Genomic DNA, 13,255 nt, shown 5'->3' with positions numbered 1-13,255 from the left:
TTGTGGTTGATCGGCATACCTATTCCCATCATTATTTTGATTGCCCTGTTCGTGCGCTGAATGAGGGAGTTATAGCGTTCTCCCGGGGCAAACTACTCACAGGAGACGTAATGGCTACCAACAAGAAAACGCCGTCCACGGACGGTGCAGGTTCCGTATTGAGCAGTATGTCCGGCCCATCCGACAGCAATGCGCCGCACAGCCTGGGCGCGGACAACGACGTGACCCGCGCGCTGCTGCAAAAGACGGCCGCCGGCCAGCAGCTATCCGCCGCCATGGCCGTCAATCCCAAGGAAGACGGGCAGTATGGCGAGGCGGCGCGCACGCCGGCCGAAGGCGTGCATGTGGCAACGGGCGAGCCGCTGGCCACGGCCAGCACCACGGGCGAAACGCTACCTTCTCCGAAGACGGGCGATGGCCAGCCGGCGCTGGGAGAAAATGCGCTGAATAGCTCGCTGGATGGCGCCCGTAGCGACGACAGCGGCTGCGTGCTGACGACCAATCAGGGCGTGCCCGTGGGCGACAACCAGAACTCGCTGAAGGCGGGCTTGCGCGGCCCCACCCTGATGGAAGATTTTATTTTGCGTGAAAAGCTCACGCATTTCGACCATGAGCGCATCCCCGAGCGCGTCGTGCATGCGCGCGGCTCGGCCGCCCACGGCTACTTCGAATGCTACAAGGAGCAAAGCAAGCTGACACGCGCTGCGCCGTTCGCCAGGGCGGGCAAGCGCACGCCCGTCTTCGTGCGCTTTTCCACGGTGGCCGGTGAACGCGGTTCCACCGATACGGCGCGCGACGTGCGCGGCTTTGCCGTGAAGTTTTATACGGACGAGGGCAACTGGGATTTGGTCGGCAATAACATCCCCGTCTTCTTCATCCAGGATGCGATGAAGTTCCCGGACGTGGTCCATGCCGTCAAGCCCGAGCCGCACCATGGTATGCCGCAGGCGGCCAGCGCGCACGACACCTTTTGGGACTTCGCCTCGCTGTCGCCGGAAATCACGCACATGCTGATGTGGGTCATGTCGGACCGCGCCATCCCGCGCAGTTATCGGATGATGCAGGGCTTCGGCGTGCATACCTTCCGCCTTGTCAATGCCAAGGGCCAGTCCGTGTTTTGCAAATTCCACTGGTCGCCGATGGCCGGCACGCATTCGCTCGTGTGGGACGAAGCCGTCAAGATCAGCGGTGCCGATTCCGACTTCCACCGGCGCGACCTGTGGGAATCCATCGAGTGCGGAGAATACCCGGAATACGAGCTGTCCTTCCAGGTCTTCACGGAAGCGCAGGCGGAAGCGTTTCCCTTCGACGTGCTCGACCCGACCAAGCTGATTCCCGAAGAAGTCGTCCCGCTCATCCCCGTCGGGAAAATGGTCTTGAACCGCAATCCCGACAATTTTTTCGCCGAGACGGAGCAGGTGGCCTTTTGCACGGCGCACATCGTGCCCGGCATCGATTTCAGTAACGATCCGCTGCTGCAGGGACGCATCCATTCCTATGTCGATACCCAGCTGACGCGCCTGGGCGGCCCCAATTTCCACGAAATTCCCATCAATGCGCCGCTGGCGCCCGTGCACAACAACCAGCGCGACGGCATGCACCGCCAGGCCATCAACCGGGGCCGGGTCGCGTATGAACCGAACTCGCTGGCGGGCGGCTGTCCGTTCCAGGCGGGCGCGAAAGGATTCAACAGTTTTCCCGCTTCCGCCGAGGGTGACAAGGTACGCGGCAAGCCCGAGAAATTCGCCGAACACTACGCCCAGGCGCGCCTGTTCTGGATCAGCCAGACGCCCGTCGAACAAGACCATATCGTGCATGCGTTCCGCTTTGAACTGAGCAAGGTGCAAACGGTGGCCATCCGCCAGCGCATCGTCGCCATGCTGCGCAATGTCGATGAGACCCTGGCGCAGCGCCTGGCCGATGGCCTGGGCCTGGCCCTGCCGCCCGCCATGCCGCGCGCCTCGCTGCAGCCACTGCCGGCGTATCCGCCATCGCCCGCGCTGTCGCTGTTTTTCCGCCCCGGCAAGACGGGCATTCACACCCTGCGCGTGGCCATCCTGGTGGGGCCGGGCAGCGATGGCGCGCAGGTGCGCAATATCTATGCCACGCTGCTGGCCGATGGCGCCGTACCGCGCCTGGTGGGCAGCCACCTGGGGAAAGTCGACACCAGCGGCGGCGCGCCGCTCGACGTGGAAATTTCGCTTGAAGCGGGACCGTCCGTGTTGTTCGATGCCGTCGTGGTGCCGGACGGCCAGGGCGCCGTGCAGCAGCTGGCCAGCGACGCCAATGCGCTCGACTTCCTGCGCCTGCAATACCGCCACTGCAAGCCGATGCTGGCCATCGGCGCGGGCAAGGACTTGCTGGACAAGGCGGGCGTGCCGGTGACCCTGCCCGACGGCAAGCCCGATCCCGCCATCATCGTCGCGCCTTCCGGCGACGTAGCGAAAGCCGTGGCTGCGTTCAAGAAAGCGCTGGCCGCGCACCGGGCGTTTGCGCGCGAGACGGATCCGCCCCGGTTGTAATGGGCGGCATCAGCACAGGGCCGGCGCCGCCGGCCCCGTTGCCTACCCCGTTTGCGCCGCAGGCGCAACGCCATGCAACAATGTAAACAATAAAAACGTCCTGCGGTGATATGCTGCTGACTAGAACTGTTCATTTGCAACTATTTGCTTGAAGGAAGCAGAACGGCAGCAAGGAACGGCTTCAGCAAACCGGATCGCGATTACTGCATGGACAAGTACACACCTCGGACCTGGGGGCCGGGCGAACGCCCGACCTTGCCCGGGTCGCCATCGATGCCCGAACATTCGACGCCCAAGCGTGTCGCGTATTTCATCGTCGGCCTGATCGTCGCGCTGACGGGGGGACTGGGCAACGGCCTGGTGACGGCCAATTTGCTGAACCTGCAAGGATCGCTGGCCGCCTACGCCTATCAGATGCAGTGGCTGCCGGCCGCCTACGTGATGACCATCGTTTCCATGAATCTGCTGCTGGTGAAGTTCCGCCAGCAGTTCGGCCTGCGCCTGTTCACGGAAGCGTTCCTGGTGCTGTATGCGCTCGTCACCTTCGCCCACCTGTATGCGAATACCTTGCCGTCGGCGATCGCCGTGCGCGCCGCGCATGGCATGGTGGGCGGTGCGCTGGGCGTGCTGGGGCTGTACTACACCCTGCAGGCGTTTCCCGCGCGCCACCGCCTCAAAGGCGTGGTGCTGGGCCTTGGTTTTGCCCAGCTGGCCTTGCCGCTGGCGCGCATCTTCACTTCCGAACTGCTGCAGATCGGCGAGTGGCACGGCCTGTACCTGTTCGAGCTGGGACTGGCCCTGCTGGCTCTGGGCTGCGTGCTGGCCCTGAAACTGCCGCCCGGCGACCGCGTGCAGACGTTCGAGCCGCTCGATTTCCTGACTTTCATCCTGTTCGCGCCCGGCGTGGCACTGCTGTGCGCCGTGCTGGCGCAGGGGCGCACGGCGTGGTGGATGGAATCGGAGTGGGTGGGCGTGTGCCTGGCGTGCTCCATCGTGCTGATCGCCGCGTCGCTGGCCATCGAACATAACCGCGCCCGCCCGCTGCTCAACACGCGCTGGCTCACCACGGGCAAGATCGCCAAGCTGTTTTTATCCGTGCTGCTGTTTCGCATCGTGCTGTCCGAATCGACGGGCGCCGTCGGGTTTTTGCAGGCGCTGGGCTTGAACACGGACCAGATGCAGAACCTGTTCATCGTGGTCCTGCTGGGCAGCGTGGCGGGCCTGGTGGTCAGCGCGCTGACGATCAATCCGGCCACCCTGAACCGCTCGCTGATGTTCGCGCTGCTGCTGATCGCCTTTGGTGCCCTGATCGATGCGCACGCCACCAGCCAGACGCGCCCCGTCAACATGTATGTCAGCCAGTTTCTACTGGCCTTTGGCGGCACGTATTTCCTCGGCCCCACCATGGTGGCCGGCATGGGCGCCGTGATCGCCGAACCGCGCAATCTGGTGAGTTTTTCCGTGATGTTTACCATGACGCAGAACCTGGGTGGCTTGCTCGGTGCGGCCATCGTCGGCACCATCCAGACGGCGCGTGAAAAATACCATTCCAGCTACCTGGTCGAGCATCTCACCATGCTCGACCCGCAGGTGGCCGCGCGCGTGCAGTCCGGCGCCGCAAGCTATGGCGGCGTGCTGACGGATCCCGCCTTGCGCAGCGCCCAGGGCGTGGCGCGCCTGGGCGCCATCGCCACGCGCGAAGCCAACGTGCTGGCCTACAACGACGTTTTTTTGATGATCGCCGGCGTCGCCATCGCCACCCTGATCTGGATGCTGGTCAGCCAGTCCTGGACCCGCATCACCACCGGCGCGCGCCGCCTGGTCGGCCCCGTGCGCGATGCGCAGACGGCCATGGCCATCGTCCCCATTACCAATTCGGAACCGAGCAATGACAGAAAATAACACCACGCCGCCAGTACAGCCCACCGCACCCGCACCCGCACCCGCACCCGCACCCGCACCCGCCGCCCCTTCTACGGCGCAGCCGGACCGGCGCCACCAGTGGCTGTCCGCGCTGGCCTTTGCCGCCGTGGCCCTGGTGGGCGTGCTGATCGTGCTGTACGCGTGGCGGCTGCCGCCGTTCACCAGTCCCATCGTGACGACGGAAAACGCCACCGTGCGCGGGCAGGTGACCATCATCGGCACCCAACTGTCCGGCTATGTAGTGGAAGTGACGGTGCAGGATTTCATGGACGTCAAGGAGGGCCAGCTGCTGGTGCGCATCGATGACCGCATCTACCAGCAGCGCTACGAGCAGGCGCAGGCCCAGCTGGCCGCGCAGCAGGCGGCGCTGTCGAACTGGGCACAGCAAAAGGCCAGCGCGCAGGCGGGCATTTCCGTCAGCGAGGCCGTGATGGCGAATGCGGAAGCGCAGGCGCGCAAGGCCAGCGCCGACCTCAATCGCGTGGAGCAGCTGGTGGCCGATGGTTCATTGTCGCAGCGCGAACACGACCAGTCGCGCGCCACGCAGGCGCAGATGGCGGCAGCGCTGGCGCAGGCCAGAGCCAACCTCGACATCGCCCAGCAAAGCGTGCATTCCGTGGTGGTCAACAAGCAGGCCCTGGAAGCGGCCGTGGCCAATGCGCAGGCGGCCGTCAAGGCGGCGAAGATCGATCTCGATAACACGCGCATCGTGGCGCCATCCGATGGCCAGCTGGGCCAGGTGACGGTGCGCCAGGGCGCCTACGTGAATTCGGGCGCGCAGCTGATGGCGCTGGTGCCGCGCCAGATGTGGGTGATCGCCAATTTCAAGGAAACGCAGATGAATGGCGTGCAGGAAGGGCAGAGCGCCACCTTCCACGTCGATGCGCTCGACGGCGCCGTGCTGACGGGGCAGGTCGAGCGCATTTCGCCAGCCACCGGCTCCGAATTTTCCGTGCTGCCGGCCGATAACGCGACGGGCAACTACCTCAAAATCGCCCAGCGCATTCCCGTGCGCATCCGTATCGATGCGGGCCAGGCAAATGCGCGCCGCCTCGTGCCGGGCATGTCGGTGGTGGTCAGCGTCGACACGTCCGCCGTGCTGAACGACTCGGCGGAGAATCCCGCGCCGCCACCGCCACCGAAGAAGGCCAAGCCATGAAGCGCCGTTTCCTGCTGATGGCCGGTGCGCTGGCGCTGGCCGGCTGCGCCGCCAACGCGCCACCGCAGCCCGCATCGGCACTGCAGCTGCCATCCGGCTGGCGTGCGCAAGCCATCGGCGCACCTGCGGCGACCGAGGCCCATGTCGAGCAGCTGTGGTGGCAGGCCTTCGGTGATCCGGTCTTGAGCGACCTGGTGGGCGAGGCGCTGGCGCGCAATGGCGATTTGCGCGTGGCGCGCGCCCGCGTGCAGGAGTACCGCGCGCGCCTGGCGCAGGCCGACGCGAACCGCGCGCCCAACCTGGCCTTCGACGGCTCGCCCACGCGCACGCGCACCCTGGCGTCCAGCGGCAAGCCGTATGTGACGAACGTCTTCCAGGCGGAACTGCAGGCCAGTTATGAAATCGACGTGTGGGGCCGGCTGGCCAGTCTGAGCGATGCGGCCGGCGAGAGCTATCGCGCCGAGCAGGCCAGCCTCGATGCGGCGGCCCTGTCGATCGCCGCCAGCGTGGCGACGAGTTATCTGAATTTGCGGGGACTCGACGCGCAGCTGGCGCTGACGCAATCGACCTTGCAGCTGCGCGAACAGTCGCGCGAGCTGGCGCGCAAGCAGTTCGAGGTGGGCTACAGCTCGCGCCTGGAATGGCTGCAGGCGCAATCGGAATACCATGCGGCGGCCGAACAGGTGCCGCAGCTGCAACGGCAGATATTCGAACAGGAAAACGCGCTGGCCATCCTCGTCGGCGGCAATCCCGGCCCCATCGCGCGCGGCTTGCCGCTGGCCGAGCTGGCGGCGCCCGGCGTGCCGGCCGGCCTGCCATCCGAATTGCTGCGCCGGCGGCCCGACATCGCGCGCGCGGAACACAACCTGGCGGCCGCCAACGCCAGCCTGGCCGCCACGCGCGACCAGCTGCTGCCCTCGTTCAAGCTGACGGCCGTCGGCGGTGGGCAGGCCACGACATTGACCGATTTTTTGCATGCGCCCACGGCCTTGTGGCGCCTGACGGCCTTGGCGGCCGGCCCCCTGTTCGATGGCGGCCGGGTGCAGGCGCAGACGGATGCGGCTGGCGCGCAGCGCGACCAGCTCGTGTACGCGTATGAAAACGTGGTGCGCAATGCCTTCGCCGAAACGGAAAACAGCCTGGGCGCCATCTACCGGCTGCGGCAGCAAGCCGTGGAAAACGATGCGCGCCGCGCGACGGCGGCGGACACCCTGCGCATCGCGCACAACCGCTACCGCAATGGTTATGCCTCGTACCTGGAAGAACTCGACGCCCAGCGCACCCTGTACAGCGCGGATGTGGGCCTGCTGCAGCTGAAGACGCGCATCCTCGTCGCTTCGGTCGACCTGTACCGCGCCATGGGCGGCGGCTGGTCGGCCAAGACGCAATAGGCGCGTGTGCACGGCGCGGCCAGTGTAATATTCTGAGCAGGGAAAGCGGCGGCATGGTGCCGGCTGCTCCCATCACGAACGAGGTCGCAGCATGACGATTTTTGGCATAGGCATCCACATCCTGATCGCGGTATTTTTTGCGATCCACGTGGTGCGCAACGGGCAGCAGCTGTACTGGCTGCTCATTTTATTCATGTTCCCGCTGCTGGGCAGCGTGGTGTATTTCTTCGCCATCTACCTGCCCAATTCGCGCCTGCCGCAAGGCGCGCGCAAGGTCGCTTCGGTGGCCGTGCAGGTGCTCGATCCGAACCGCGAATTGCGCGAGGCGAAAGCCGCTTTCGAGTACACGCCGACGGCGCAAAACCAGATGCGCCTGGCCAGCGCGCAGCTCGAAGCGGGCGATGCGCAGGAAGCGGCATCGACGTACGAAGCCTGCCTGCGGGGAGCGTTTTCCTCGGACCTGGAAATTCGCCTCGGTGCGGCACGCGCCTACCTGGAATGCGAACGGGGCGCCGAAGCGCTGACGCACCTGGAATTCATCCGCCGCACGGATATCCAATTTCGTCCCGAGATGGTGTCCCTGCTGACGGCGCGCGCGCTGGCGCAAAGCGGGCGCCAGGTGGAAGCGAAGGCGGAATTCGACGATGCGCTGACGCGCTACAACAGCTTCGAGTGCCGCGCCGAGTGCGCGATCTGGGCGCTGCGACAGGGCGACAAGGTATTGTCGGAGCGTTTGCTGCTCGATATCGACAGCGCCATGGCCCGCTGGAGCAGCCATACGCGTGCCATGTATGCGCCGCTGCTGGTGCGCCTGGAAGCGGCGCGCCGCTGATGTGTTGCCGGTGTCTGGCTCAGACGCCAGGCACCGTGTTCTTGCCCTCGACCAGTTTGTATCCCTTGCCATCGAAGCCATAGCGCGCGTGGCCGTTGAGGGACGTGGCGATGCGCGGCGGGTCTTCGTCGGGCTTGACCGTGATGCCGGGCTTGATCTTCTCGGAGGCGCCCTTGAAATCGATCAGCAAGTCATCGTAGGCGCCGCCATTGCGCGCTGGCGCGAAGCGCCACTTGCCATCGACCATCCAGCACTCGTCCATGTCCGGCGTGCAGGCGCCCATATTGTCCGAGTACAGGTCGATGCCGCCATCGAGTGCGGTCACCTTGTCGTCGCCGATTTCAAACAGGGCCAGTTGCGTGATGGTGTAGCCCTGACCCGTATAGCCATGGCGGATCGCCAGTCCCGGCTTGTTCGCGCCCAGCATGACCCAGTGGACTTCGCCGAGCTGGCCCGACGAACCGAGGGCGGCGATGTTTTCCAGCCGCTTCACAACTTGCCACTGGCCGTCTTCCGGCTGGCCCTTGGGCGCCAGGAAAAACACATTCAACAGTCCCGATGAGGCATGCGCCGATTCGGCCGTGCCTTCCGTGTTGGCCGTTTCCGCATTTGCCACCAGAATGGCACGTCCATCGGGCAGCAGCTTGTGGCTGACGGCGCTGACCACGTAACTGAGTTTGTCGACGTGGTTATCGGGATCGGACAGGTCGGCCAGCGCATCCTCGCTGTCGCTGCGGTAGTCCTTGCCGAAGACGGCGCGCATCATGCCCACCTCGCGCTCGCGCGCCTGCGGCGTGTTCATCGCTTCCGTCCTGGGGGCGGTGGCGGCCGGCGGCGGCACGTGTTCGGCCGATGCGGAGTCTGCTGCGGCAGCGGCTGCGGGGACTTCGGTGACCACGTCAGCTGCCAGGTCGGCGCTGGCGGGGGCGGTCTTGTCCGAGCAGGCGCCGAGCAGCGCGGATACCAGCAGCAGGACGAGCGGGGTACGGTAATTCATAGGCAGGGCAGATTGCGTTCATGGAGAATGGGCGCAGTATGCCAGATAGATGGCAGCGAGGGAGCGCGGCCTGGCGGCCGATCCCTCGCTTCCTTGCCCGCAGGGGGCGATTTTGCAAACAATGGCGGCGCTTATTTTTCCAGCGCCACCTTGTCATCGCGTCGCAGCGGCGCCTTCTGGCGGCGCAGTTTCGCCATGCCGCGCTTGAGCAGGTGCTCGAGGTCGTCGATGTAGGTGAACACGGCCGGCACCACCAGCAGGCTCAATAGGGTAGAGGTGATCAGGCCACCGATGACGGTAATGGCCATCGGCGAACGGAAGCTGGGGTCGGCGCCCCAGCCCAGTGCCAGCGGCATCATGCCGGCGCCCATGGCGATCGTCGTCATCAGGATGGGACGGCTGCGCTTGTGGCAGGCGTCGACCAGCGCGTCGAAGCGGTTCATGCCCGCCTGGCGCGCCAGGATCGCATAGTCGACCAGCAGGATCGAGTTCTTGGTGACGATCCCCATCAGCATGATCAGGCCGATCATCGACGGCATCGACAGGGCGCTGCCCGTGATCAAGAGCGCCACGAAGGCGCCGCCGATCGATAGCGGCAGCGCCGCCAGGATGGTCACCGGCTGCATGAAGTCCTTGAACAGCAGCACCAGCACGCAGTAGATGCACAGCACGCCGATCAGCATGGCCAGGCCGAAGCTGGCGAACAGCGAGGCCATCTCCTGCGCGTCGCCCAGTTCGGCGATCTTCACGGATGGCGGCAAATTCTTCATCGACGGCAGCGCGCGCGCTTCCACGTTCAATTCACCGAGGGTGCGCGAACCGAGTTCCACGTCCAAGGTGACGTTGCGGCTGCGGTTCAAGCGGTCGATCTGCGCCGGGCCGCTTTCCATCGTCACCGTGGCCACGTTCGCCAGGCGCACGGGACCATTCTTGCCGGGCACGGTCAGGCGCTCGATGGCGGCCAGGTCGGCGCGCACGCTGTTGGGCAGCTTGACGCGGATCGGCACTTGCCGCTCGGGCAGGTTCATTTTCGTCAGGTCCGTGTCGTAGTCGCCGGCCGTGGCCACGCGCACGGTTTCGCCGATGGCTGCCGCCGTCACGCCCAGGTCGGCCGCCTTGGCGAAATCAGGACGCACGATGATTTCCGGGCGCACCAGCGAGGCGCTGGAATTGACGTTGCCGATGCCTTTCAGGCCGCGCAGCTCGCGCTCGACCTTTTGCGCCGCCGCCATCAAAGCCACCGGGTCTTCCGAACGCAGCACCAGCTGCATCTTGACGCCCGTGTCGGGCGGTCCCACCGTGAAGCGGGCGCCGGGGATGGTATCGAGCTTGTTGCGCAACTGCGTTTCCAGGTCCGCCATCGATTCCTTGCGCTCGGTGCGGTGCACGGTGGTCAGGGTCAGCACGGCGCGGCGCGCCTCGGCCGCGGCGCCGGGGGCGAAGGCGTCGCCGCTGGAACCGCCGCCTATCGAACTGAAGACGCCCTGGACACCCGGCGTGCGCATGGCCGCATCGCGCGCCAGGGCTGCCACGGCCTGCGTTTCGCCCAGGGTGGAGCCGGGCGGCAGTTCCAGGTTGATCTGCGTCTGTGCGCGGTCGGCGGCCGGCACGAAGCCGGTCGGCAGCAGCGGCACGAGCGCGATGGCGCCGACAAAGAACAGCGCAGCGGCGATGGCCGTGATGCCGCGGTGGTTCAGGCACCAGCGCATGACCGTCAGGTAGCGCGTCATCAGCCAGCCATCCTGCTCTTCCTTGTGCGGCAGCGGTTTCAATATGTAGGCGGCCATCATCGGTGTCAGCAGCCGCGCCACCACCAGGGACGCCAGCACGGCCAGCACGGCCGTCCAGCCGAACTGCTTGAAGAACAGGCCGGGAATGCCGCTCATGAAGGCCGTCGGCAAGAACACGGCCACCAGCGCGAACGTGGTGGCGATGACCGCCATGCCGATTTCATCGGCCGCTTCCATGGCCGCTTCCATCGGCGACTTGCCCATGCGCAGATGGCGCTCGATATTTTCGATTTCCACGATGGCGTCGTCGACCAGCACGCCGACGACGAGGGCCAGCGACAGCAGGGTGACGGTGTTGAGCGTGTAGCCGAACCAGTAGATGCCGAGGAAAGCGGGCATCACGGACAGGGGCAGGGCGGCGGCGGCCACCAGGGTGGCGCGCCAGTCGCGCAGGAACCACCACACCACCAGCACGGCCAGCAGCGCGCCTTCATACAGCAGCTCCATCGAGCCGTCGAAGTTTTCCTCGACGGGGAAGGCATTGTCGATCGACTGCTGCAGCACCACGTTCGGGTTTTCTTTCTGCAGGTCGGCGATGGCGTCGCGCGCGCCCTTGGCGACGGCCACTTCGCTGGCGCCCTTGGTGCGGAACACTTCAAAGGCGACGACCGTTTTGCCATCCTGCTCGGCCAGCACGCGCGGCTCGGCGATGGTGTCGCGCACGGTGGCGACCTGGTCCAGGCGCACATGGCGCCCGTCGGGCAGCGGCACTTCCACGCGCGACAGTTCATCGGCCGTTTTCACGGTGGCGATGGTGCGCACGGACTGCTCGGCGCCGCTGATGTCGCCCCTGCCGCCAGGCGCTTCACGCTGCACCAGGCGCAGCTGGCGCGAGACGTCGAGGGCCGACACCTTCAATGCGGCCATGCGCGCCTCGTCGAGTTCCACCTGGATCTCGCGGTACACGCCGCCGACACGGGTGACGGCACCCACGCCGGGCACGGTCAGGAGGCGCTTGGCCACCGTGTTGTCGACGAACCAGGACAGGTCGGGCGCATCGAGCGGATTATCGACACCGGGTTTGGCCGTGGCGATAAAGGTCAGCACCACGCGTCCGGCCGTGGAAGCCTTGGTGACGGTGGGGTCGCGCAGCTCGGCCGGCATGTCCGCTTTCACGCGGGCGACGGCGTCGCGCACATCGTTGACGGCTTCGGCGATCTGTTTTTCCAGGATGAATTCGACGGTCACCGTGACGACGCCATCGAGCACCTTGGTGTAGATGTTTTTCACGCCTTGCAGGGTGGCGACGGAGTCTTCGATCTTGCGCGCCACTTCCGTTTCCAGCTGGGCCGGCGCGGCGCCGGGCAGCACCGCGCTGACGGTGACGATGGGCAGTTCGATGTCGGGGAAATCCTGCACCGGATTGGCCTTGTAGGCCAGCAGACCGGCCAGGGTCAGCAGCACGAACAGCATGATGGCCGGGATCGGATTCTTGATCGAGAGGGAGGAAAAATTCATGGCCTCTCCTTATTTTTTCACTGCGGCCGGCTTGGCTGCTGCCGGTGCCGCTACCGGGTTTTGCACATTGCGCACCAAATCTCCGTCATTGAGGAAGCCGGCGCCACTGACGACAATCGTCGTGTCGGCCGTGATGCCGCCAAGGATTTCGATGCGGTCGCTCAGGCGCCGTCCGGCCTGCACCTTGATCTGGCTGACCCGCTGGTCGGGATTGAGGCGGAAGACATAACTGAAGCCATCGCGCACGGCAATCGCCTGCTGCGGCACCGTCAGCGCGCCCGAGGTACCGAGTTCAAATTCGCCGCTGGCGTACATGCCGGCCTTGAACGGCGCATTCGTGCCCGTGCTGGCCGGCAGGTCGACATACACGAGGGCGGAACGCGTCTGCGGATCGACGGTGGGGGCGATCATGCGCACCTTGCCTGTCAAGACGCTGCCGTTGGCCGCCTTCACTTGCGCCAGGGTGCCCGGTTTCAGATTCAGCAGCTCGGTGGCCGTCACTTCGGCGCGCCATTCGAGGCGGCCCTGGCGGATCATGCGGAACAGTTCCGTGCCGGCGCCCACCACGGAACCGACTGTGGCCGAGCGCGAGGAAATGATGCCGCTGTCGGGCGCCACCACCTGCGTGTATTTCAAGCGCAGCTGCTGCGACGCCAGCTGCGCCTTGGCGGACGCGATGCGCGCATTGGCCGTCTGTTCGGCCGTCAGGTACTGGCTGATCTGCTGCGCGCTGATGGCGCCCGTGCTTTGCAGCGAGCGGGCGCGCTGCGCGTTGGCGGCCGCCTCGGCCGCATTCGCCTCCGCCTCCAGCACGGCGGCCTTCGCCTGCGCCACGTCGGCGTTCACCGTGTCGTTCGAGAACACGGCCAGCACCTGGCCGGCGCGCACGACGTCGCCGACATTCACGCGCACGTCGGTCAGACGCAAGCCGTTCGATTCGCTGCCGATGACGGCTTCCTGCCAGGCGGCCACGTTGCCGTTGGCCTGCAGCTTGATGGGCAGGCTGGCCGTCTGCGGCTTGGCCGTGGTGACGGTGAGCGCCGGCTTTTGCGCCGCGTTTTTATCCTTGGCGTCGTCCGCCGCGGTGGAGGAAGGGGAGTACAGGGCCACGCCGGCGCCCAGCACAACGCAAAGGGCGGCAAGGGCGAGCGCCATCGGTTTCAAGGTCAGTTTTTTCATGTTG

General features: G+C 65.9%; 8 protein-coding genes. 5 read left to right on the top strand and 3 right to left on the bottom strand.

Annotated features, from left to right (window positions below):
- The first annotated feature begins 110 nt into the window (after positions 1-110).
- From KO539_RS05690 to KO539_RS05670, 5 genes are all read left to right on the top strand, one after another.
- Positions 111-2,522 carry a catalase gene (locus tag KO539_RS05690; RefSeq protein ID WP_219307772.1) on the top strand — a complete coding sequence of 804 codons (2,412 nt, stop codon included), beginning with the start codon at positions 111-113 and terminating at the stop codon, positions 2,520-2,522.
- 207 nt (positions 2,523-2,729) lie between these two features.
- The gene (locus KO539_RS05685; RefSeq protein ID WP_219307770.1) at positions 2,730-4,424 is read left to right on the top strand and encodes an MFS transporter; all 1,695 of its coding nucleotides are present in this window, start codon (positions 2,730-2,732) and stop codon (positions 4,422-4,424) included.
- Positions 4,411-5,604, top strand: coding sequence for an HlyD family secretion protein (locus KO539_RS05680; RefSeq protein ID WP_257626116.1), 1,194 nt, complete (start codon positions 4,411-4,413; stop codon positions 5,602-5,604). The genes KO539_RS05685 and KO539_RS05680 overlap by 14 nt, the downstream gene beginning before the upstream one ends.
- A complete protein-coding gene (locus KO539_RS05675) occupies positions 5,601-6,995 on the top strand; it encodes an efflux transporter outer membrane subunit (protein WP_219307767.1) in 1,395 nt (464 codons plus the stop codon). Before KO539_RS05680 ends, KO539_RS05675 begins: the two co-directional genes overlap by 4 nt.
- A gap of 91 nt (positions 6,996-7,086) precedes the next feature.
- Complete coding sequence (locus KO539_RS05670; RefSeq protein WP_219307765.1) at positions 7,087-7,827, top strand: tetratricopeptide repeat protein; 741 nt, start codon at positions 7,087-7,089, stop codon at positions 7,825-7,827.
- Positions 7,828-7,846: 19 nt separating this feature from the next.
- Here KO539_RS05670 and KO539_RS05665 read toward each other — a convergent pair whose 3' ends face one another.
- The 3 genes from KO539_RS05665 to KO539_RS05655 all read right to left on the bottom strand — a co-directional run bounded on the left by KO539_RS05665 (position 7,847) and on the right by KO539_RS05655 (position 13,251).
- Positions 7,847-8,824 carry a hypothetical protein gene (locus KO539_RS05665; protein ID WP_219307763.1) on the bottom strand — a complete coding sequence of 326 codons (978 nt, stop codon included), beginning with the start codon at positions 8,822-8,824 and terminating at the stop codon, positions 7,847-7,849.
- A gap of 131 nt (positions 8,825-8,955) precedes the next feature.
- Positions 8,956-12,072: an efflux RND transporter permease subunit gene (locus tag KO539_RS05660; protein ID WP_219307761.1), complete on the bottom strand. Its 3,117-nt coding sequence runs from the start codon at positions 12,070-12,072 to the stop codon at positions 8,956-8,958.
- Between the two features lie 9 nt (positions 12,073-12,081).
- A complete protein-coding gene (locus KO539_RS05655) occupies positions 12,082-13,251 on the bottom strand; it encodes an efflux RND transporter periplasmic adaptor subunit (RefSeq protein WP_219307759.1) in 1,170 nt (389 codons plus the stop codon).
- Between the last annotated feature and the right edge of the window lie 4 nt (positions 13,252-13,255).

The sequence above is a fragment of the Janthinobacterium sp. NKUCC06_STL genome (assembly GCF_019345455.1).
Classification (GTDB): domain Bacteria; phylum Pseudomonadota; class Gammaproteobacteria; order Burkholderiales; family Burkholderiaceae_D; genus Janthinobacterium; species Janthinobacterium rivuli.
The sequence above is the reverse complement of the archived record's forward strand: the minus strand, read 5'-3'. Positions and strand labels throughout refer to the sequence as shown.